At 55.4% G+C, this 22,495-nt stretch carries 19 protein-coding genes; 13 read left to right on the forward strand and 6 right to left on the reverse strand.

What is annotated here, in order from left to right:
• The 3 genes from CRO87_RS05180 to CRO87_RS05190 are packed head-to-tail and all read left to right on the forward strand — an operon-like array spanning position 1 to position 2,819.
• Positions 1–1,158 carry an ABC transporter permease gene (locus tag CRO87_RS05180; RefSeq protein WP_097161863.1) on the forward strand — a complete coding sequence of 386 codons (1,158 nt, stop codon included), beginning with the start codon at positions 1–3 and terminating at the stop codon, positions 1,156–1,158.
• A complete protein-coding gene (locus tag CRO87_RS05185; protein WP_097161864.1) occupies positions 1,151–2,098 on the forward strand; it encodes an ABC transporter ATP-binding protein in 948 nt (315 codons plus the stop codon). Before CRO87_RS05180 ends, CRO87_RS05185 begins: the two co-directional genes overlap by 8 nt.
• Positions 2,082–2,819 (forward strand): ABC transporter permease, encoded by a 738-nt coding sequence (locus CRO87_RS05190; protein WP_097161865.1) that lies wholly within the window; start codon positions 2,082–2,084, stop codon positions 2,817–2,819. Before CRO87_RS05185 ends, CRO87_RS05190 begins: the two co-directional genes overlap by 17 nt.
• Here CRO87_RS05190 and CRO87_RS05195 read toward each other — a convergent pair.
• Complete coding sequence (locus CRO87_RS05195) at positions 2,794–2,907, reverse strand: protein YohO (protein ID WP_097161866.1); 114 nt, start codon at positions 2,905–2,907, stop codon at positions 2,794–2,796. The genes CRO87_RS05190 and CRO87_RS05195 overlap by 26 nt on opposite strands.
• Positions 2,908–2,966: 59 nt before the next feature.
• Positions 2,967–3,698 carry an HTH-type transcriptional regulator MlrA gene (mlrA, locus tag CRO87_RS05200; protein WP_097161867.1) on the reverse strand — a complete coding sequence of 244 codons (732 nt, stop codon included), beginning with the start codon at positions 3,696–3,698 and terminating at the stop codon, positions 2,967–2,969.
• 211 nt (positions 3,699–3,909) lie between these two features.
• Here mlrA and CRO87_RS05205 point away from each other — a divergent pair, with 211 nt between their 5' ends.
• From CRO87_RS05205 to CRO87_RS05215, 3 genes are read left to right on the forward strand one after another with little or no spacing between them, the layout of a single operon-like run.
• Complete coding sequence (locus CRO87_RS05205) at positions 3,910–5,598, forward strand: sensor histidine kinase (RefSeq protein WP_097161868.1); 1,689 nt, start codon at positions 3,910–3,912, stop codon at positions 5,596–5,598.
• Positions 5,592–6,317, forward strand: a complete 726-nt coding sequence (btsR, locus tag CRO87_RS05210; RefSeq protein WP_097161869.1) for a two-component system response regulator BtsR — start codon at positions 5,592–5,594, stop codon at positions 6,315–6,317. Before CRO87_RS05205 ends, btsR begins: the two co-directional genes overlap by 7 nt.
• Positions 6,318–6,364: 47 nt before the next feature.
• Entirely contained in the window at positions 6,365–6,835 is a 471-nt protein-coding gene (locus CRO87_RS05215; RefSeq protein WP_097161870.1) for a DUF1456 family protein, read from the forward strand.
• A 118-nt stretch (positions 6,836–6,953) separates the two neighbouring features.
• On the opposite strand, the gene metG is transcribed toward CRO87_RS05215, so the two are convergent.
• Positions 6,954–8,990 (reverse strand): methionine--tRNA ligase, encoded by a 2,037-nt coding sequence (gene metG, locus CRO87_RS05220; RefSeq protein WP_097161982.1) that lies wholly within the window; start codon positions 8,988–8,990, stop codon positions 6,954–6,956.
• Between the two features lie 153 nt (positions 8,991–9,143).
• Here metG and apbC point away from each other — a divergent pair, with 153 nt between their 5' ends.
• Positions 9,144–10,253 carry an iron-sulfur cluster carrier protein ApbC gene (gene apbC / locus CRO87_RS05225; RefSeq protein WP_097161871.1) on the forward strand — a complete coding sequence of 370 codons (1,110 nt, stop codon included), beginning with the start codon at positions 9,144–9,146 and terminating at the stop codon, positions 10,251–10,253.
• A gap of 49 nt (positions 10,254–10,302) precedes the next feature.
• Here apbC and CRO87_RS22475 read toward each other — a convergent pair whose 3' ends face one another.
• The 3 genes from CRO87_RS22475 to CRO87_RS05245 all read right to left on the reverse strand — a co-directional run bounded on the left by CRO87_RS22475 (position 10,303) and on the right by CRO87_RS05245 (position 11,718).
• Positions 10,303–10,758: a hypothetical protein gene (locus CRO87_RS22475; protein ID WP_141398667.1), complete on the reverse strand. Its 456-nt coding sequence runs from the start codon at positions 10,756–10,758 to the stop codon at positions 10,303–10,305.
• Positions 10,759–10,897: 139 nt separating this feature from the next.
• Positions 10,898–11,323: a GNAT family N-acetyltransferase gene (locus CRO87_RS05240; RefSeq protein WP_097161874.1), complete on the reverse strand. Its 426-nt coding sequence runs from the start codon at positions 11,321–11,323 to the stop codon at positions 10,898–10,900.
• Between the two features lie 65 nt (positions 11,324–11,388).
• Positions 11,389–11,718: an RcnB family protein gene (locus tag CRO87_RS05245; RefSeq protein WP_097161875.1), complete on the reverse strand. Its 330-nt coding sequence runs from the start codon at positions 11,716–11,718 to the stop codon at positions 11,389–11,391.
• Positions 11,719–11,912: 194 nt separating this feature from the next.
• Between CRO87_RS05245 and CRO87_RS05250 the strand changes: the two genes are divergently transcribed.
• From CRO87_RS05250 to CRO87_RS05275, 6 genes are all read left to right on the forward strand, one after another.
• Positions 11,913–12,824, forward strand: a complete 912-nt coding sequence (locus CRO87_RS05250; protein ID WP_097161876.1) for a LysR family transcriptional regulator — start codon at positions 11,913–11,915, stop codon at positions 12,822–12,824.
• A 433-nt stretch (positions 12,825–13,257) separates the two neighbouring features.
• Positions 13,258–14,469 (forward strand): GGDEF domain-containing protein, encoded by a 1,212-nt coding sequence (locus CRO87_RS05255; RefSeq protein ID WP_176504259.1) that lies wholly within the window; start codon positions 13,258–13,260, stop codon positions 14,467–14,469.
• 100 nt (positions 14,470–14,569) lie between these two features.
• Positions 14,570–16,999, forward strand: a complete 2,430-nt coding sequence (locus CRO87_RS05260) for a GGDEF domain-containing protein (protein ID WP_255252483.1) — start codon at positions 14,570–14,572, stop codon at positions 16,997–16,999.
• 24 nt (positions 17,000–17,023) lie between these two features.
• Entirely contained in the window at positions 17,024–19,621 is a 2,598-nt protein-coding gene (locus tag CRO87_RS05265; RefSeq protein ID WP_097161879.1) for an EAL domain-containing protein, read from the forward strand.
• A gap of 128 nt (positions 19,622–19,749) precedes the next feature.
• Positions 19,750–20,652 carry a GyrI-like domain-containing protein gene (locus CRO87_RS05270; protein ID WP_097161880.1) on the forward strand — a complete coding sequence of 301 codons (903 nt, stop codon included), beginning with the start codon at positions 19,750–19,752 and terminating at the stop codon, positions 20,650–20,652.
• A gap of 48 nt (positions 20,653–20,700) precedes the next feature.
• Entirely contained in the window at positions 20,701–22,455 is a 1,755-nt protein-coding gene (locus CRO87_RS05275) for an amidohydrolase (protein WP_097161881.1), read from the forward strand.
• The last annotated feature ends 40 nt before the right edge of the window (positions 22,456–22,495 follow it).

Consider the following 22,495-nt stretch of genomic DNA (forward strand, 5'->3'; position numbering starts at 1 on the left):
GTGCGAATCTCCTGTCAAAATCGTGTGCTGCTGCTGTTGGTGCTGATTGCACTGGCGGCAGCCGTTCTGCCGTTTGTGAATTACGCGCCTAACCGGCTGGTCTCTGGCGAAAGCCGCCAGCTGTGGCAAATCTGGACCTTTCCCCCTGCATTGTTACTGCTCATACCGCTGTGCTTTGCAGGCCTTAGCCTGTTGCCCGGCCGCGGCGCGCTGGTCATCACGCTGATAATGGCGCAGAGCCTGTTTATTGCGCTGCTTTGGAGCAGCGGTAAAGCGGCAACCTTTCTCGCGCAGACTGGCAGTCCTCTGGCGCGCACGTCGCCGGGAAGCGGCCTGTGGCTATGGCTGGCGATAGCCCTGCTGATTTGCAGCGATGCTATCCGTCGTCTGACGGCACGCACTTCGTGGCGCTGGCTGCTGAATGCGCAGATCTGGATCCTGCCGGTCGTGCTGCTGTGGTCCGGCGAGCTGGATTCGCTGTCGCTGATGAAGGAGTACTTCAACCGCCAGGACGTGTTTGACAGCGCGCTCACGCAGCACCTTTTTCTGCTGTTCGGCACGCTGCTGCCCGGCCTGCTCATCGGTGTGCCGCTGGGACTCTGGTGCTGGCGATACCCGCCGCGACAAACCCGCGTGTTTACCGTGCTCAACATCATTCAGACCATTCCCTCTGTGGCGCTATTCGGCCTGCTGATTGCGCCGCTCGCGGGGCTGGTAAAACATTTTCCGGGGCTCTCATCTCTGGGGATTGGCGGCACCGGGCTCACGCCTGCGCTGATAGCCCTGGTGCTGTATGCGCTGTTGCCGCTGGTGCGCGGCGTCGTTGCGGGCATGCAGCAGGTTGCCGCCGATGTTATGGAAAGCGCCGCTGCGATGGGCATGAGCCCAACTCAGCGCTTCTGGAAAGTTCAGCTGCCGCTCGCACTGCCGGTGCTGCTGCGCAGCCTGCGGGTAGTGACGGTGCAGACTGTCGGGATGGCAGTGGTGGCGGCGCTGATTGGCGCAGGTGGTTTTGGTGCGCTGGTATTCCAGGGGCTGCTCAGCAGCGCGCTGGATTTAGTACTGCTCGGGGTGATCCCGGTGATTGCGCTGGCGGTGGTGGTGGATGCGCTGTTCAGTCTGTGGATAGCCTTACTGGGAGGAGAGGCCCATGATTGAATTTCAGCAGGTCAGTAAAATTTTTGACGGCAAAGCGGCGGTGAAAAACCTCGATCTGCATTTGCAGGAAGGCGCATTTTCCGTGCTGATTGGCACTTCCGGTTCCGGAAAATCCACCACCCTGAAGATGATTAATCGTCTGGAGGAGCACGACAGCGGGACCATACTGTTTGCCGGGGAAGATATTCGCCAGCAGCCGGTGCTGGCGCTGCGACGCCGGATGGGGTACGCCATTCAGTCCATCGGCCTGTTCCCGCACTGGACGGTGGCGCAGAACATTGCCACCGTGCCGCAGCTGCAGAAGTGGACGAAGGCGCGCATCAACGATCGTATCGATGAGCTGATGGCCCTGCTGGGGCTGGATACCTCGATGCGCGATCGTCTGCCGCATCAGCTTTCTGGCGGTCAGCAACAGCGTGTGGGCGTGGCAAGGGCGCTGGCGGCCGATCCGGAAGTTCTGTTGATGGACGAACCTTTCGGCGCGCTCGACCCTGTTACGCGCGGTGCGCTCCAGCAGGAGATGGGGCGTATCCATCAGCTGCTCGGGAGAACCATTGTACTGGTGACGCACGATATCGACGAAGCGCTGCGACTGGCCGACCATCTGGTGCTGATGGATAACGGCGAAGTCGTACAGCAGGGCACGTCCCTGTCGATGCTGACCTCGCCGGTAAACGATTTTGTCCGCGAGTTTTTTGGCCGCAGTGAGCTGGGCGTGCGCCTGCTAACGCTGCGCGGCGTGGGGGATTATGTGCGTATTCAGGAGCAGATTGCTGGCGAACCATTGCACGCATCGATGTCTCTGCGCGAAGCGTTGTCGCAGTTTGTGGCTCGCCGCAGCGAGGCATTGCCCGTTATCAATGATGATGGCACGCCCTGTGGAACGCTGCATTTTGCCGATCTGTTGCGGGGGGAGGCTGCCGGTGAAGATCGTGCGTGATCCCCTGATCTGGCTTGGGCTGCTGTTTATCGCCCTGCTGACGCTGATGCCCTACAGCGGGCCGCTGTTCAGCACGCTGTTCCCGGAGTTGCCTCGTCCGCTCTATCAGCAGCAGAGCTTCTGGTCGCTGACGCTGGCGCATTTCTGGCTGGTGGGCGTATCAAGCCTGATTGCCACGGTGATTGGCGTCGGGGCGGGCATTGCGGTCACGCGTCCGGCGGGGCGCGAATTTCGTGGGCTGGTGGAAACCATTGCCGCAATGGGGCAGACGTTTCCGCCCGTGGCGGTGTTGGCGATTGCCGTGCCGGTGATGGGCTTTGGTCGTGAACCGGCGATTATCGCGCTGATTCTCTATGGCGTCCTGCCGGTATTACAGGGCACGCTGGCCGGGCTGGCCTCAGTGCCGTCCGGCGTTGTGAGCGTGGCGCAGGGGATGGGGATGAACGGCTGGCAGCGGCTGCTGAAGGTTGAATTACCGCTGGCGGCACCGGTGATGATCGCCGGGATCCGTACATCGGCTATTGTGAACATTGGTACGGCGACTATCGCTTCCACCGTGGGTGCCAACACGCTCGGCACGCCGATCATCATCGGCCTGAGCGGATTTAATACGGCGTATGTGATTCAGGGGGCCGTGCTGGTGGCGCTGGCGGCGATTCTGGTCGATCGCGCATTCGAGCGCCTGGCGGGCTTTCTCAGCCGACACCACCGCGGACGATAAAGGAGTAGCCCGCGAGCATCACGCCGCTAATGCCGCCGATGGCCATCAGGACGAAAAGGGTGATCACAGCCAGTTTGGCAGGTTTCATTATGTGCTCCTTGTGTTAATCGGGTGATTATACGGTGAAGCACGCTTGTTAATGAACCCCTAATTTCCCAGATGCAGCACGTTTAGCCCCTGATCGCGCCACTGCCTGAGCTGCTCCTGTTGTCCGACGGTCGAGGTGTCTCCGCACCACACCAGAAGGGTTTGGCCGTCAAACAGCTCAGGACGAAGCTGCTGTAGCGAGTGGGCCAGCACGTCGACGCGCCATCCCTGTTCGCAGGCCACCCAGCCTTCAAGCCACAGCCTCGTGGTATCCGTAATGTTCCAGCCGACAACCAGCGCATCGCGGCCCTGACGCTTTCGCGCCGAAGCCATGCACACGGAAATGTAGTTGATGAGCACGCCGTCGAGAACGCTGAGCAGCGCCTGCAGGGTGGGTTGAGAACTTTGTAAGCGTAAGCGAAGTGGGATAAACAGATGGGTTACCAGCGTTTGAGCAGGATAATCGCGGCCGCGTTCTTTGATCCACAATCGTAATCGGTTCAGGTTGCCGCCCTGGAGAAAATGCAGCAGCGTTTCCTGATGCTCCCGCCAACCGCTTTGCTGTTCGGCAGTGGCCTCACTGAGCAGGGTTTTGACTTTGCTGACCTGAACGCCGGTGTCTATCCAGCGTTTAATTTCGCGGATCCTGTCGATGTCATCGTCATTGAACAGACGGTGTCCGCCGTCGGTGCGCTGGGGCTTTAACAGGTCGTAACGCCGCTGCCAGGCACGCAGCGTTACCGGATTAATATCACACAGCAGAGCCACTTCACCTATTGTGTAAAGCGCCATGTATCACCTCAGCTCGCGCATCCCCATCATAACTGTAGACGCTGTTCGCCGAACCAGGAAAATGTGATCGTTTTTTGTTCAGAAAAGCGGCTGCAGATCGGGAAAAAGTGTGATCGCAGGCAGAGATTTTGCGTTTTGCCCGGGTCGTCAAGGAAACGCCGGGCGGTAACCTGTATGTTACGCGCTGTTATCGGCTATGTGGTCTGCGGTTATGTACGAGTTTAATCTGGTGTTGCTGCTGCTTCAGCAGATGTGCGTGTTTCTGGTTATTGCCTGGTTGATGAGCAAAACGCGTCTCTTCATTCCCTTAATGCAGGTCACAGTCCGTCTGCCGCATAAGCTGCTGTGCTACGTCACCTTCTCCATCTTCTGCATTATGGGAACCTATTTCGGCCTGCATATCGAAGACTCTATCGCCAACACCCGCGCAATTGGCGCGGTGATGGGCGGCCTGCTCGGCGGTCCTGTTGTCGGCGGGCTTGTCGGGCTAACCGGCGGTTTACATCGTTATTCAATGGGCGGCATGACCGCGCTAAGTTGCATGGTGTCAACCATTGTGGAAGGGCTGCTCGGCGGCCTGGTCCACAGTGTATTAATTCGCCGCGGGCGCAGTGACAAAGTCTTCAACCCGTTCACCGCCGGGGCTATCACCTTTGTTGCCGAAATGGTGCAGATGGTCATTATATTGCTGATTGCTCGCCCGTTTAACGACGCGCTGCATCTGGTGCAAAGCATTGCCGCGCCAATGATGGTGACCAACACCGTTGGCGCGGCGCTGTTTATGCGTATCCTCCTCGACAAGCGGGCGATGTTTGAGAAATACACCTCGGCGTTTTCGGCCACGGCGCTGAAGGTCGCGGCCTCAACGGAGGGGATCCTGCGCCAGGGCTTTAACGAAGAAAACAGCATGCGGGTAGCGCAGGTGCTGATTCAGGAGCTGGATATCGGCGCGGTTGCCATCACCGATCGCGACAGGCTGTTGGCCTTCACCGGGATCGGTGACGATCACCATCTCCCCGGCAAGCCAATTTCTTCGCGCTATACGCAAAAAGCCATTGACAGCGGGGAAGTGGTCTACGCCGACGGCAACGAGGTGCCGTATCGTTGTTCTATTCACCCGAATTGCAAACTGGGCTCGACGCTGGTTATTCCTTTACGTGGCGAAAATCAGCGCGTGATTGGCACCATTAAACTCTATGAAGCCAAAAACCGCCTGTTCAGTTCCATTAACCGCACCCTGGGCGAAGGCATCGCTCAGCTGCTGTCGGCGCAAATCCTCGCCGGACAGTATGAACGGCAAAAAGCGCTGCTGACGCAGTCGGAAATCAAGCTGCTGCATGCGCAGGTCAATCCCCATTTCCTGTTTAACGCGCTGAATACGCTGAAAGCCGTGATTCGCCGCGACAGCGAGCAGGCGGGGCAACTGGTGCAGTACCTTTCGACCTTCTTTCGCAAGAACCTGAAGCGGCCTTCAGAAGTCGTGACTCTGGCCGATGAAATTGAGCACGTGAACGCCTATCTGCAAATTGAGAAGGCGCGCTTTCAGGAAAAATTGCAGGTGCATCTCAACGTGCCGTCTGCATTAACCCAGCATCAGCTTCCGGCGTTCACGCTCCAGCCGATTGTTGAAAACGCCATCAAGCATGGTACCTCGCAGCATCTTGGCGTCGGTGTAATAACCCTTCGGGCAAGTCTGAATCAGCGCTGGTTGCAGCTTGAGATTGAAGACAATGCCGGATTGTATCAGCCTGACCCGCAGGCCAGCGGGCTGGGTATGAACCTGGTGGATAAACGGCTGCGGGCGCGCTTTGGCGATGAATGCGGTATGACGATCACCTGCGAGCCGGAGTGCTTTACCCGTATCACTCTGCGATTGCCCATGGAGGAAAAAGCGTGCTGAAAGTGCTGATTGTTGATGATGAGCCGCTGGCGCGGGAAAATTTGCGCATTCTGCTGGAGAAGCAAACGGATATCGACATCGTGGGCGAATGTGACAACGCCGTAGAGGGCATTGGCGCGGTACATCGCCTGCGTCCTGACGTGGTGTTCCTTGATATTCAGATGCCGCGTATCAGCGGCCTTGAGATGGTCGGCATGCTGGATCCGGAACATCGCCCGTGGGTGGTCTTTCTCACGGCCTTTGATGAGTATGCGGTGAAGGCCTTTGAGGAACACGCGTTCGACTATCTACTCAAGCCCATAGAGGAATATCGGCTGGAGAAAACCCTGAGCCGTCTGCGACAGGAGATGCATCGCCAGCAGCAGGATTTATCGGTGTTTGGCGAAAGCCAGCAGGCGCTGAAGTTTATTCCCTGCACCGGGCACAGCCGCATATGGCTGCTGCAGATGGAGGACGTGGCCTTCGTCAGCAGCAGGATGAGCGGGGTGTACGTCACTGATAGTGAAGGTAAAGAAGGCTTCACCGAGCTGACGCTACGCACGCTTGAAAACCGTACGCCGCTGCTGCGTTGCCACCGCCAGCATCTGGTGAATATGTCGCATCTGAAGGAAATTCGTCTGGAAGACAACGGCCAGGCGAAGCTGCTGCTGCGTGCCGGGCAGACCGTGCCGGTGAGTCGTCGCTATCTGAAAAGCCTGAAAGAGGCGTTAGGCCTGTAAAACTGGTACACTTCGCGCTAATCGCATCATCGACAGTTGAAGGCTCTATGGTAAGTAATGATATTCTGCGCAGCCTGCGCTACACACTGAAATGCAATAACAACGACCTGGTACGCATCCTGGCGCTGGCTGATATGGAGTCCACCTCGGCAGGTTTCGACACCTGGATGACCAAAGAGGATGAAGAGGGCTTCGTACGCTGCCCGGATATCATCCTGTCCGGTTTTCTGAACGGTCTAATCTATGACAAGCGCGGCAAAGATGAGTCGGCGCCGGAGCTGGCGCTTGAGCGTCGCGTGAATAACAACACGGTGCTGAAGAAGCTGCGCATCGCGTTTTCCCTGAAGACAGACGACATTCTGGCGATCATGACGGAGCAAAAATTCCGCGTGTCGATGCCGGAAATCACCGCCATGATGCGCGCCCCGGACCATAAAAACTATCGCGAGTGCGGTGACCAGTTCCTGCGTTATTTCCTGCGCGGGCTGACCAGCCGGGTGCACGCGGCGAAGTCCTGATTTTTTGTCGGGTGACGGCTGCGCCTGACCCGACTTACAAAATCCGTAGGCACGCGCAAGCGTAGCGCCGCCGGACATAAGAGCATAAAAAAGCCGGAGATTTCTCCGGCTTTTGCATTTATTTCACCTGCTGACCTGGCTGTGCACCGCTGTCCGGGCTGAGCAGGAAGATATCTTTCCCGCCGGGGCCCGCGGCCATTACCATGCCTTCAGAAACGCCAAAACGCATTTTACGCGGCGCGAGGTTGGCGACCATCACCGTCAGGCGGCCAATCAGCGCCTGCGGGTCTGGATAGGCAGAGCGGATGCCGGAGAAGACGTTACGTTTCTCACCGCCGATATCCAGCGTCAGCTGCAGCAGCTTGTCGGAGCCCTCAACGAACTGCGCATTTTCAATCAGCGCAATACGCATATCGACCTTAGCGAAATCATCGAAGGTGATGGTTTCCTGAATGGGATCATCCGCCAGCGGGCCAGTGACCGGAGCAGTGTTCAGTGCCTTCACTTCTTCCTTAGAGGCTTCCACCAGGGCTTCAACCTGCTTCATGTCGATGCGGTTGTAGAGCGCTTTGAAGGTGTTGACCTTGTGGCCGAGCAGCGGCTGCTGAATGCTATCCCAGCTCAGTTCAGTGTTCAGGAAGGCTTCGGTGCGCTCAGAGAGCGACGGCAGAACTGGCTTCAGGTAGGTCATCAGCACGCGGAACAGGTTGATCCCCATGGAGCAGATGGACTGCAGATCGGCATCACGGCCTTCCTGTTTCGCCACAACCCACGGAGCCTGCTCATCGACATAGCGGTTAGCAAGGTCCGCCAGCGCCATGATTTCACGGATGGCTTTGCCAAATTCGCGGCTTTCCCACGCTTCGCCAATGGTTTGTGCAGCATCGGTGAAGGTTTTGTACAGCGCCGGATCCGCAAGTTCAGCGGCCAGCACGCCGTCAAAGCGCTTGGCGATAAAGCCCGCGTTGCGGGAAGCCAGGTTCACCACTTTGTTGACGATATCGGCGTTAACGCGCTGCACGAAGTCTTCGAGGTTCAAATCGATGTCGTCGATACGAGAAGAGAGCTTCGCGGTGTAGTAGTAACGCAGGCTGTCCGCATCGAAGTGGTTCAGCCAGGTGCTGGCTTTAATGAAGGTGCCGCGGGACTTGGACATCTTCGCGCCGTTCACCGTCACATAACCGTGCACGAACAGGTTGGTTGGCTTACGGAAGTTGCTGCCTTCCAGCATGGCCGGCCAGAACAGGCTGTGGAAGTAGACGATATCTTTACCGATAAAGTGATACAGCTCGGCATCGGAGTCTTTCTTCCAGTATTCGTCGAAGCTGGTGGTGTCGCCGCGCTTATCGCACAGGTTCTTGAAGGAACCCATGTAGCCAATCGGCGCATCCAGCCAGACGTAGAAGTATTTGCCCGGCGCACCCGGGATTTCGAAACCGAAGTAAGGTGCGTCGCGGGAGATATCCCACTGCTGCAGGCCATGTTCGAACCACTCCTGCATTTTATTGGCGACCTGCTCCTGCAATGCACCGCTGCGGGTCCACGCCTGCAGCATTTCGCTGAAGGACGGCAGATCAAAGAAGAAATGCTCGGAATCACGCATGACCGGCGTCGCGCCCGATATCACGGACTTCGGCTCGATAAGCTCCGTTGGGCTGTAGGTTGCGCCGCAGACTTCGCAGTTATCGCCGTACTGATCCGGGGATTTGCATTTCGGGCAGGTGCCTTTCACGAAACGGTCCGGCAGGAACATGCCTTTTTCTGGATCGAACAGCTGAGAGATAGTGCGATTCTTGATAAAACCGTTCTCTTTCAGGCGACCGTAGATAAGCTCGGACAGCTCGCGGTTCTCGTCGCTGTGCGTCGAGTGGTAGTTGTCGTAGCTGATGTCGAAGCCAGCAAAGTCGGTCTGATGTTCCTGACTCATTTCGGCAATCATCTGCTCCGGAGAAATCCCGAGCTGCTGAGCTTTCAGCATGATCGGCGTGCCATGGGCATCGTCGGCGCAGATGAAATTGACCTGGTGGCCGCGCATTCGCTGGTAACGGACCCAGACATCAGCCTGGATATGCTCCAGCATATGACCGAGGTGGATGGAGCCGTTGGCGTACGGCAGTGCGCACGTTACCAGAATTTTTTTCGCGACTTGAGTCATAGTGAACATTACTTCCTGCTTTTAAAAGGGGTATCGATAGTATCAAAACGCCCATTGATACGCTATGTGCGAAGGCTATCCGAAGAATTATTACCGTCCCGCGGCACTCGCAGTTACAATTAGCAGTTCCAGAACAATGAAAAAGGAGTCGGGATGAGTTCGCAATCCCAGGCCAAATCCCCGGAACGTCTGCGCGCGATGGTCGCGGGCACGCTGGCCAATTTTCAGCACCCAACCCTGAAACACAATCTCACCGCCCTGAAAGCGCTGCATCACGTGGCGTGGCTCGATGATACCCTGCACGTTGAAATCCAGATGCCCTTCGTCTGGCACAGCGCATTCGAGGAGCTCAAAGAGCAGTGCAGCGCCGATCTGCTGCGCATTACTGGTGCGAAAGCGATCGACTGGAAGCTGTCGCACGCTATTGCCACCCTGAAGCGGGTGAAAAACCAACCCGGCATTAACGGCGTGAAAAACATCATTGCCGTCAGCTCAGGCAAAGGCGGAGTGGGCAAGTCTTCTACTGCCGTAAACCTGGCGCTGGCACTGGCGGCTGAAGGGGCAAAGGTCGGTATTCTTGATGCGGATATCTACGGTCCTTCGGTACCGATGATGCTCGGCGCAGAAGGGGAACGTCCGACTTCCCCGGATGGCACGCATATGGCGCCGATTGTTAAATTCGGCCTTGCCACCAACTCCATTGGCTATCTGGTGACCGATGATAATGCGATGGTCTGGCGCGGCCCGATGGCCAGCAAAGCGCTGATGCAGATGTTGCAGGAGACGCTGTGGCCGGATCTCGACTATCTGGTGCTGGATATGCCGCCGGGCACTGGCGACATCCAGCTGACGCTGGCGCAGAATATTCCCGTCACCGGCGCGCTGGTGGTGACCACACCGCAAGATATCGCCCTGATTGACGCCAAAAAAGGCATTGTGATGTTCGAGAAGGTCGAAGTGCCTGTTCTCGGCATTGTCGAAAACATGAGCATGCACATTTGCAGTCAGTGCGGCCATCACGAGCCGATTTTCGGTACCGGCGGCGCAGAGCGCCTGGCGCAGCAGTATCACACCCAGCTTCTGGGTCAGATGCCTCTGCACATCAACCTGCGCGAAGACCTGGATCGCGGCACGCCGACCGTGGTGGCGCGTCCGGACAGCGAGTTCACCACGCTCTACCGTCAGCTGGCCGGTCGCGTTGCCGCACAGCTTTACTGGCAGGGTGAAGTCATTCCGGGCGAGATTGCATTTCGCGCCGTGTAATGTGCTCCTGTGCCAATGAAAGCCACCTCGGTGGCTTTTTTTTCGCGCATCAGACCAGGTTTTTCAGCCCCTGCGGGGTGTTAATCCAGCGTGGGGCGAGAATGGTGTCTGACAAAAAGCAGGTCAGCTCATACAGCAGTCCCTGGAGGGTTTCTTCAATGCTGATGCTGAGCGGCTTACCTGACAGCAGCTGGCTCAGCGCCAGGCAGTACTCACACAGTAATTCACTTTCGGTTTCCATGGCCGGGGGATGATCCGGCAAGACGTTCACGGTGAATTCGGCAATGCGATCGTCCGGAATAGGGTCGAGAAGGGTAGGTTGCAGTTGTGCAAGGCAGGCATGCAAGCGCTCGTAGAGCTCATGCTGTGTCTCCAGGTGCTCGGATTCCAGGGCGCTTGCCGCAAGTTCTTCGCACTGGGTTGCTACGTCAACAAAATCGAGATCGAGTTCGGGTTCGGGTTCGGTAAAAAGCAGGGGATGAGTCCAGACAATGGGTGCTTCCATGAGGTGTCTCTCCAGAGTGCACGATAACTGTGTTTATATACAGTGTATTGTAAGCGCTGAAGCGATGCTGACAAGAAGAATTCCCGGAACGAGGATCCCAGAATCGAATGAAAATCATGTATGGACGCGTCGCGCTTTTTCAGGAGGGTCGATAATGCATCAACCAGTAATCACCCTCCGGTGAACTCCCCCGGGCCTCAGTGTGCCAGCCATGCCGTTGATAAAAATGCAGAGCGGATTCATTCTGCACCAGGCATTTCAGCGCCCCGGTGCTGGTAAAGGTGGTATGCACATGGCGCAAGAGCGCGCTGCCAACGCCGTGACCCTGCCATTGAGGAGCGACAAACAGGTTATGCAAAAAGTTATCGATTTCCCAGACGGAGGCAAACCCTGCGCGATGGCCGTCGATGTCTGCGACCCAAATTTGTTCATCCTTCGTAGCGGCATCAAAATCTTCGGGTGCCCACCCGCGTTTATCGGCCCAGGGCCAGCTGGCCGTGCGCGCGTCGAGAAAAAGTCTGCGAAGAAAGGGGAGATCGGAAGGGTGTCCAGGGCGAATCAGCATGTCACGCTCCAGGCAGAATCAGAAGGGACCGTGAGCGTCAGTAACGCTCACAGCATGCCGCGTACTTAGCGGTGATAGAAAATGTCGCCGTCGTAGACTTTGAGAATTTTACCGTCGGCATCGCTAATCAGCACATAGTTGCCGCCCATATACGTCCAGTGGGTGCCCGCATCCGGCGCTGGCAGATTACGCAGATTCCACTTTGTAATGTTGTACTCATCCGTGCGGTACATTTCCGGCACGCTGTCGCCAATCTTGAAATGGGTGAAATCGGCAATGAAGTCGTTCAGCTCATACTGCTGGATCCCTGAGGTCGATACTGCTGTCGGTGCCGCTGAAACTGCACCCGCTGTCGCCAGCAGTGCCGCCAGGAGCATCATTTTTGTTTTACGCATACCTTCTCCACATTCAATACATAACCTGGACTTAAAAATGCCGCCCCGTATCATTCCTGATGGACCCGCCTGCTGGCAAGTCTCTTGCAGGCAAAAAGTGTAAGCAAACCTCGGGGGAGGGCCATCAAAAGGCGCTTTTTGAGACGATTCCGGATTTGGCTTACAATGCAGGAAGTGATAGCCGGGAATAAGAAATGCTCAGACTGGAAGATTTGACTCTGTTTGTTCGCGCTGCGGCGTTGGGCAGTTTTAGTGAGGCTGCTCGCGAAGTCGGCACCCCACCCGCTCAGGTGAGCTCAGCCATTAAGCGGCTGGAAACTCAGCTGAACATCCGGCTTTTTGCACGTTCTACTCGCAGCCTGCGCCTGACGCCTGAGGGAGAAACCTGGCTGCCGTACGCCACGCAGATGCTCGACACGCTTCAGGCAGGAATGCAGCAGTTGCAGGCTTCAGAAGATGAACTCCGCGGAACCTTGCAGATAGCCGTGCCTTCCGATCTCGGGCGTAATTTGCTGCTTTCCGTTTTTCAGGATTTTCGTCAGCGTCATCCGGCGCTACGGCTGCGCATTTTATTCTCCGATCACCTGACCGACGTTTTCAAAGATCCCGTCGACGTGGCGTTTCGCTACGGCAATAATGACGACGCCTCATTTATTTCTTTACCCGTAGCGTCTGAAAACCGCCGCGTGCTGGTGGCATCGCCGGCATGGATTGCACGCCACGGTGAGCCAAAAACGCTCGAAGAGCTCCGTTCACATAACGCACTGACCTACAGCCTGCGCGGCAGGCTATACGATCGCTGGACACTGTTTCGTGAAGGGCACGTGTACGAAGTGCAGATGACCAGCACAATGATGAGCGATGACGCCGAAGTGATTCGCCGTCTGGCGATTGCCGGAGAGGGGATCGCCAATAAATCCTGGCTGGACGTCTGCGATGACATTGCCGTAGGGCGGTTAAAGATTATTCTGCCGCTGTTTCAGGGCGACGCGGTGCCGCTGAATATGATTTGTCCGCATCGGAAACAGGTTTCGGCGGCGGTGCGTTTATTATATGAAGCGGTAAAAGCAAAGTGTGCAACAAAAATAGAACAACTCCCACTGTAGTTTATGGCGAGATTCGGGTATGACTTTTTAATTGCTCTGATTAATTAGAAGGGAGCGCCGGTAATTATCGTTAGCAGAAGGATGGCTGATACTCTCTTAATGTAAAAATTTATTTTAGGATGACTTTCAATTTGTTGTTAAGGGTGTTCTGGCGTACCCTTTTTACGCTAAACCTGTCTACACCGGGCAGATACCCAGAGTAACCTACAGATTCATGCATAAATTAACGATTCATCCTTCAGGTTTATTGAAGGAAGAAAATACGCTATGGAACATTGCCACTCTGATGGTGACAGTGGCGACTCTGCATTTTGCTAGCTCGATTTTATTTCAGGCAAGACATCTCGCACTTTTCTGGCCTACAAATGCGATCGTCGTCGGGATATTTTTACGCTTTCCCTTTTTAAATCGCCCCCATAATTATTGCGCCTGTATGTTGGTGGCATTATTAAGCAGCTTTATTTCTGGTGGTAATAACCCGGCCACGCTCCTGATTTCGCTGTCGAATATAATTTTTGTCATTACGCTGACTAATTTAATTCTGCGTGAGCGTAAAAATACCTGCGAGCCGCTAAAAATCAATGTTCTGCGCCTGTACAGCTATTGCCTGCTGACGGCCGGGCTCTGTTCGCTTTTAGGCAGTTATGGTTTTTGTCTCGTCGAACATCGTGCGTTTACAGAAGTCTATCCGGTCTGGTTCAGCGAACAATTTTCTACCAGCGTCCTGATTCTTCCCTTCCTGCTGACCTGGAAGGGCAGTCTGTTACCTAAGAGGCTGGATTTTTTCCGCATCTTGCCGCTGTTAATGCTGCTGGTATCTATCTTTGGGTCGTCGCACAGCGGTGGAATCGGCAGTCTGGCGATGACGCTGCCAGCGCTTATCTGGTGCGCTATCAGCTATTCACTGCAGGTGACCTGTCTGCTCACGCTGCTCACGGGGATAACCGAAGTTATCATGGTATATACCCACTGGGTCTACCACAGCTTCGAGGGGCATATTGCCCAGATTGTATCGGCTCGGATGGGGATTGCCTCTGTGGCTATCTGCCCGGTGATGGTGGCGGTGAGCGTCAGAGCGATTAACACCCTCGTCACGCAGCTTTCGGCGCGAGCCAATTACGACTATCTGACCCGCGTTCATTCCCGTTTTGGTTTGTATGAAAAGCTGCGGATCCAGGATGAAAAAACGGTTAACACCGCGCTGAATGTTTTGCTGTTGGATATCGACCATTTTAAGAGCATCAACGATACCCATGGTCACGACTGTGGTGACAGCGTGCTGGCGGAATTTGCCCATCGGGTGAAAGAGGTCGTCGGCGAGCATGGGATTGTGGCACGCATGGGCGGGGAAGAATTTGCCGTGGTCATGCCGGATGCCTGCGGTGACAACGGTTACCGCCTGGCCGAAGAGATCCGTGCCGAAATTGAGCAAATGGAAGTGCAGTGGGGCTCAGACACACTTTCGCTCACGGTGAGCATCGGGCTGAGCCACGGCCAGGCGGCACGCCGACAGCTGGTGGACGTCTTCGATAAACTGCTGTCAGAGGCCGATCGCTATCTCTATCAGTCCAAAAAAGCAGGGCGAAATCGCACCTGCGCTGCGCCGTCCGTTATGAATAAATCACTGGTGCCTTCCTCTCTCTGAGGCCAGGTATCCTCTCTTTTTTTTGCCAGAGTCCGCTCAATCCCTGTTTATGGAAAAGTCTTCTCAAAAAGCCTACCCCTTCACTTTGCTGAAAAGTGTCATGCTTATTCTGTTGCTTGCACTGATTGCCATGATCCTGTGCGCCGGGGGACTGCTGCGCTACCAGTTCCGCCTGGCGGGTAATCAGATGAATCAGCAGTTGTTAAATTCGCAAAGTGAGATGGCGCAGCAGCGGCTGGAAGACTTTCTGAACAGCCCACCGCAGCTGAGCCGCATGCTCCAGCAATATTTGCAGGGCGGGCAGCTGCGGGTCAGCGAAGAGACTCTTCGCCCGGAGCTGGTCTTTCTGAGCACCCGGGCGTTTGCCAGGGTGGCGGCAATGTACCGTTTTTCCTGGTCAGATGCCGGGGGTAACCAGCTCTCTGTGATGCGAGACGGCAGCACCGGTCGCATTTACCTCGAACGCACCTGCGAGCAGAACCCGACTCAGCTGATAAGCTACAGTGGCCTCAGCGAGCAGACCAACATTGTGAAATCTGTCGATAACTTTACCGTCAGCCGTCAGCCGTGGTTTATTACCGCTCGCCATCAACGTAACCCCTGGTGGTCGGCGAGTGTGGTGCCGCAAGGGCCACTCGTGACTTACCATCAGCCGGTTTATACCAAAGAGGGGCTGTTTGCTGGCGTGATTTCCAGCAGTCTGCTGACCTCCCGCATGGACGGCTATCTGGCGCAGATTTTGCCTGCGGACGACTACTCAATGGTTATCCTTGATGAACATCATCAGGTGGTGGCCCGTACCGATAACGCCCCTTCCTCAGATATGTTGCCCGCTTCGCTGCTCAAACTTGCAGAGGGCACAGAGCATCAAATTCAGGCATTCAGCGTGGAGGATAAGCGATATCTGGCCACCGCTTTTGCCATCCGCGACAGCGAATATCTTCTCAAATGGCAGGCAATCCTGGTTGCTCCGCGTCATACGGCCATGGCGGCTACCCGCCAACAGCATCTGATGGTGGCGCTGTGCAGCGTACTGGTGCTATTGCTGTCGATGGCGGCGCTGAGTCTGGTGGTCCTGCGCTTCACGGGAGCGCTGAAAGAAACCGTCGAAAAGGTAAAAGCCATCGGCTTTCATCCATGGAATCTCAGCCCGAAGACGCGGCTGTTTCCTGAGCTCTTAACGCTCAATGATGAGCTTTCCCGTGTCTCGGCGCTCACCCCTTCCATCGATTTTCAGCGCACAAGCCTGGAAGAAGATCCAGAGACGGGATTCCTCACCCTGGGGGGCCTGAAGCATACCCCTGCGCTGTATGACAACCGCAACCTGCTGGCGATGATCAAGGTTAGCAATTTCAACTCAGTGAAAAATGCCCTTGGTACAAAGCTTGCGCAGGAATTTATTCAGTCCTTCGCTGAACGCCTGCGCAGCATTCTTCCGGAAGGGGCGCTCTGCTGCCGGGATCGGGAGGATACCTTCATTGTTGCTTTTTCCGGCTTCTACGAAATTAAGGATGTGGCCTGGTATCGCTCAGCGATTTCGTCTGTTTTCCGTGAACAGTCCGCTGAAATTGCCGGGGAGTCTCATATCTATACGGGCCACGTAGGCATGATCATTGAGCCGCTGACGAAAGAGAGCTTCAGTGACTGCTTACGCAACGTGAGCCTTGCGGTGCAGCATGCTCAAAGCCAGCGCAATGGTGCATGTGAACTCTTTACGCCGGAAATGCGCGAGGAGGAAGTCAACAACCTGCGCCTGCATCAGGCACTGCGTGATGATTTACAGTCAGAAGGGTTCCATCTGGTTCTGCAGCCCATCGTCCCGTTCAGTGAACCGGCGAACTGCAACGAAGGGGAATGCCTGATTCGCTGGCAATCTAACGTGCTCGGTTTCGTGCCGCCGGATAAGTTTATCGCCCTGGCCGAACATACCGGGATGATTGTTCCGTTAGGCAAATGGATTATCGACACGGCCTGCCGCGAGCTGGCGACGTTTATCGCCCGCGGCGCTCCGGCGGATTTCAAGCTGCATGTGAATATTTCTGCGCTGCAGCTGCAGCAGCCTGACTTCTCGCGTCATCTGCTGGAGTGCATTCATCGTTACGAGCTCTGTAACAGCAATATCTGTATTGAGATAACCGAAAGCGTGCTGCTGCATGATACCCACCGTATCGTTGAGATTTTGGCTTACCTGCGTCGCCTGGGGATTTCGGTGGCGATTGACGATTTTGGTTCCGGCTATTCAAGTCTTTCCTATCTCAGCTCCCTGCCGTTTGACTGCCTGAAGATTGACCGCGGGTTTGTCAGCAACGTGCTGAAGGACAAGAAGAGCGAAGCGGTGATCGCCTCGGTGCTGATGCTGTCGCGGAGCTTTGAAGTCCCTCTGGTGGCTGAGGGCGTGGAAACGGCAGAAATGGCCGCCAAGCTGCATGAAATGGGATGCGATCTGGCACAGGGATACTATTACTCAAAACCAAAACCGTTTGCTGATTTTGTCGCGATGAACGGTCAGTTTGTTGTGCAGCCGGAATAACGGCTGACACGACGCGAGAGCATTATGCGAATCCTTAAACAACAATTTTCCGTCGAAGCGTACCCCCTGTCGCTGACAAAAACGATCCTCCTGACGCTGCTGGTGACGTTTTGTGTCGTCCTCGTCACTATGTATACCTTTTTGCACTATCAGGGGTATGCGTTTCTCGACACCATCAGCGAGCAGATTCTTAACGCCAAAAAAGAGAACATCGAACGCACGATCAACAACTATATCAGCGTGCCGCAACAGTCGAATGCCATTGTGGTCCATGCCATCAGTAAGGAAGAGAGCAGCACGCTTTCCGTACGTGAACTGACGGGCCTGCTGGTGAACAATATTAACAACGTGTTCTCGGAACGCGATTATCTCGATATGGTGGAGTTTGGTCGCCCGAACGGAGATTTCATCGGCGTTTCTCACGACAGGCTACAGGATCACTACCTGGCATTAAGGGATGCCGGAACGGCAAATAAGCTGACCTTCTACAGTGACTTCAGCCTTGATTCGGCGGTAGATAAAGTGATTCCCGACTACGAACCGCAAAAGCGTGAATGGTACAACGTGGTTAAAGAGGACCGACGTTCACACTGGACGCGGCCGTTCAGGGATTACGACGACGCGCAAACCGCAGGTATCGCCTGGAGCTCACCCGCCTTTGACCGCAATGGCGATTTCGCGGGCGTGGTGGCAAGCGAACTGCACTTTGCCGAGCTGAATAATAATCTCCGGCAATTCAAGCCGTTTCCCGAAAGCATTCTGCTTATCGTGAATGACAAGAACGAGCTGGTGGCGACCTCCCTTCCCGAACTTGCTAAAACGATGTTCAAGGGGGGCAATGATAATCTGAGTTTGCAAACGCTGGAGCAGACGGGCGTGTCGGAAGTTGTGGCGGCAAGCCAGGCGCTTGAACAGCAGAAAGCGCCGGGCATGTTATCCATCAGCGTGAAGGGAAAACCCTATTACGTCGATACCTTTGCCGTTCAGGATCAGGAAGCGAAGCTGCACTGGAAAGGGGTAATTATCAGCCCGACCACGGCAATTACTTCCACTATTCTCGGTTACGGGCAAGCGATGATTCTGGTTCTGTTTGTCGTCTGCGGGCTGGGTGTCCTGACGGTGGGGATCGTGTTGTTACGCGCCACTCGTCCGCTGCAGGAGATTGCCCGCAAGGCTGATGAACTGGTGACACATCGCTGGACGCCGTCCAGGCACAAGCGCCATTTCCCGGAAATTGCGTCTCTGGAAACCACCTTTATGGCGTTATCGCAAAAGCTTGCCGAAAGCTTCGAGCTGCAGCGTAAAAAGCTGGAGGAAGACGATATTACAGGCCTGTGGACTCGCGCTGGCCTGCAGCAGCAGCCTTCACTTTACAAGCGGCGCAATATGGTGGGTTTGATTCAAATCAGCAACATGTACAGCATTGTGAATGCGCTGGGCACCGAGTTTGGCGACGCCTTCATTAGCGAATTTATCGCCCGCCTGCGGGATCTGTTGCCGACGGATACGCTCATCGCCCGTGATACTACCGATAAGCTGTTGGTTATCTTCCCCGGCATGAACCAGCATAAGGATTACCTGCGTTACCGCAGCGCGCTGGCGTCGCTGTTTATGGGCGATACCCATGAGCAGCACATGGCGGAGAAGAAATACGTGTATACCGGCAACGTCGGGATGCTGCTGGAAACGCTGACCGAAGAGAATTTCTCCGATATTCGCCGTGGTGTCGGGATGGCATTGCTCCAGGCTGAAGCGCTGGGTAATGGCGCTGTGATGCTGTTTTCTCAGGAGATGTATGAGCATGAGCTCTACAACATCAAACTGCATGAGCAGCTAAACGATGCCATCTGTAAACATGAGTTCCACCTGGTGCTCCAGCCCATCATCGATCAGGAAAACGAAGCACGCTGCAGTGAGGGCGAGTGCCTGTTGCGCTGGCATTCTGAAACGCTGGGGGATATCTCGCCTGTGCAGTTTATTCCGCTGGCGGAAGAGAGCGGTTTGATTGTGCCGCTTGGAAAATGGGTGATAGAAGAAGCCTGCCGCGAGCTGGCGGCGATGATCGCCCGCGGAGCGCCGCAGGACTTCCTGTTGCATATCAACGTGTCGGCGATTCAACTTCTGCAGCAGGACTTTGCCTGGCACCTGATGGACTCCGTGCGGATGAACGGCCTTGTAAACGGCAATATCTGCATCGAAATCACCGAAAGTGTACTGATGCAGGATATGCAGCGTATCAGTAAAATGCTGGGTTACCTGCGCCGCCACGGTGTCTCTGTCTCGCTGGATGATTTCGGCTCTGGCTTCTCCAGCCTCTCTTACCTGCATGCGCTGCCGTTTGACAGCATCAAAATCGACCGAAATTTTGTTAAGGGCGTGGTAGGCGATGAGAAAGCGCAATCGGTTATTAACTCGCTGATCGTGCTGGCGAGCGGCTTCAACGTACCGCTGATTGCTGAAGGCATTGAGGATGAGGGCATGAAGCTCAAGCTTCGTGAACTCGGCTGCAATAAAGGGCAGGGCTACTATTTCCGCCGTCCGGCAGAGTTCTCCACCTTCCACTGCAAGGACGGAGAGTTCTATTATCAGCCACAGGAAACGACCGAAGAGGCTGATGCCTGATGGAATGACGGAGCGGGGCAATGTGCCCCGTTTATCTTCCGTTTTGTGCGCTTAAGCGCCTCCCGCCGTTACCCACTTTTTCACAACTCTGCTACAAATGAAGGATCTTTGTTTCGGAGCCCTTCCGTATGCCGCAGGACCACCGTAAGCCCGTTTTCAAGGCGATGGACTATATCAGCCAGAATCTGTATCTGAATCCGACGCTGGAGGAGATTGCTCGCGCCGTGGCCGTGTCGAGCTACCACTTTCATCGCATTTTTCGGGCGCAGGTGGGGGAAACCGTCGCGGAATTTACCCGTCGCCTGCGGATGGAAAGGGCGGCCCTGTGGCTCACGCAAACGCCTCAGCGCGATATTACTGACCTGGCCCTGAGCGCCGGGTTTTCCAGTTCACAAAATTTTGCGAAGGCTTTTCGCAACCATTTCTCCGTTTCTCCCGGCGAGTATCGGCGCCTTTACTCGACGCAAAGGAATAGCAAGCCAGGAAACGTTGTCGCCAAAAAAAGCGCCTATTCTCAGACAACAAAACCGGAACCCGCCTGGCGTGAAAACGGATTGCAGCAGGCGTCCGTAGTGAATTTACCCGCCCGACGGGTCGCTTATATGCGTCGGTTTGGCGCATATGGGAAAGAAACCTGCCAGCAGACGCATCAGGATCTGCTGGCATCACTCCCGCAGCGGACACCCACGCAGCCTGCGGGAACGCTTTGTCTTTACTGGGATTCGCCGGAAGTGACTTCGGCATCGCGCTGCCGGACCGATGTTTGCATTGAGATTGGCGACAGGGAAGTGCTCAGCCGCGGTGTTGCCGTACAGACGATTGCTGCCGGACATTATGCCGTTTGCCGCTTTGCTGTCTTTGGCGAGCAGCTGGAGCAAACCTGGGATATCGCCTTTGCCTGGATGCAGGCCAACGGGTTAGTGAAAAGCGATAAGCCATGCTACGAATATTATTATAACGAAACCGATGTTGCCCTCGATTATTACGTATTTGATATTGGTATTGCTTTGAAAAACACACCGCAGGAATAATTTTTAAAAACAATAACGTGTTTATTCGCAACGCAATGGAGTTAAATAATGAAACCCTCAAGGTTATTTTTAGCCTGCGCACTAGTGGGCTGCTCTTTGTCCGTCTTCGCTCAGCAGGATGAGCCTCATACGATTATATATGGCGGGGAGATATATACCGCTGACTCGAATAATCCTCACCCCGAAGCGGTCGGTATCGTCGGCAAAAACATCGTCGCGGTAGGCCGCTATCAGGATGTGTTAAAGCAAGTTGGTGCAGGTGCGCAGCGACAGGATCTTCACGGTAAGTACCTGATGCCAGGCCTTATCGATAGCCACGCCCATGTGGCCTATGCAGGATTTCAGACGGTAACCCTGGCATTCCCTGATGGGCTGAAAAACGCCGGCCAAATTCGTGCATTTTTGGCAGCGAATAAAAATAATCCAAAACGCGACCTCCACGGCATTGAGTTTTACAGCAATCTCTCGCTGGATTACTGGGATCATATCGATCTGCTTGCCAGTGTATTTAATGCCGATGAATATAAAAATACACCAGTGGTATTAGCCGGGTACGATGCTCACACAGGTTGGGCAAATAAGGCGATGCTCAATAAATCCGGATTAACTGATGAAACACTGGACAAACTCGATGCGGGAATTAAAGCCGGAACCGGATTAACGCCGCAGGGCAAAGTAAACGGTTTTGTGGCGGAAGGCGCATGGGATTTTGTTCTTAGCGCCATCCCACCCGTTGATGATGGCAAAATTGCGCAGGGCATTCTCGCCGGCGCGAAGGTGATGAACGGCTTCGGCATCACGGCGTGGATGGACCCCATCAGTAACGTGCGCCCGCTGGCGCCCGTGTTTAACGCAAGTCCAGGTCGCAATGATACCGGCCTGCTTCCGGCTTACACCTCACTCGCGCAGGCCGGTAGGCTGAACGCGCACGTCACGGGTCTGGCACTGGTAAATATTCACGCGAAGCCTGAAGCCATTGACGACGTAGTGGCGCTGCGAAACCAGTTCTCTCAGACACCGGATGTTCGCCTGGGCGGCATCAAAATCTTCCAGGACGGGGTGATTGAATACCCGGCACAAAGCGCAAAGCTCAGTGAAGATTACCTGAACCGGCCCGGCTACAGCGGCGATAACACGCTGGATAAAAAACAGTTTTGCCAGCTTATCGCCAGAGCGGATGCCGAACATCTGATTGCCCATTTCCACGCGATTGGCGACAGGGCGGTGAAGGAGTCGCTGGATGCCATCGCCTGCGCCCGCCAGCAGAACGGCAACAGTGAGACGCTGCACAGCATCACCCATCTTGAGGTGGTCAGCCCGCAGAGCCTGCCGCGTTTTCAGCAGCTGAATGTGGCGGCGGCCATGCAGCTGCTGTGGGCCGGAAAGGATGCCGCCTCTACGACGTTGATTGACGGCAAAGTACCTGCGCCGCTGCTGAAGCACCTGTACCCGGCAGGTGATTTACTGCGCCACGGCGCGCTGATTTCCGGGGCGAGCGACTGGCCGGTCTCCAGCCCGAACCCGCTGCTGGCAATCTACACCGCCGTCACACGCATGGGGGAACTGGGCGAATTACCACCGGAGAGCGAAAAAATCAGCCGCGAAGCGATGCTGAAAGCCTACACCCTGAACGCCGCCAAAGTGATTGGGCGCGATAGAGAGATTGGCTCAATCAGCGTCGGGAAAAGCGCTGACCTGGTTCTGTTTGACCGCAACTTAGAGAAAGTCAGCATCGAAGAGATGCGTGATGCCAAAGTGCTCTGGACGATGTTTGAAGGGACGCGGGTTTATAGCGCACCGTAATGCATTGATAATGGGTACGGGCCGTAAGGCTCGTATCTTT

Source organism: Enterobacter sp. CC120223-11 (assembly GCF_900215375.1).
GTDB lineage: Bacteria > Pseudomonadota > Gammaproteobacteria > Enterobacterales > Enterobacteriaceae > Scandinavium.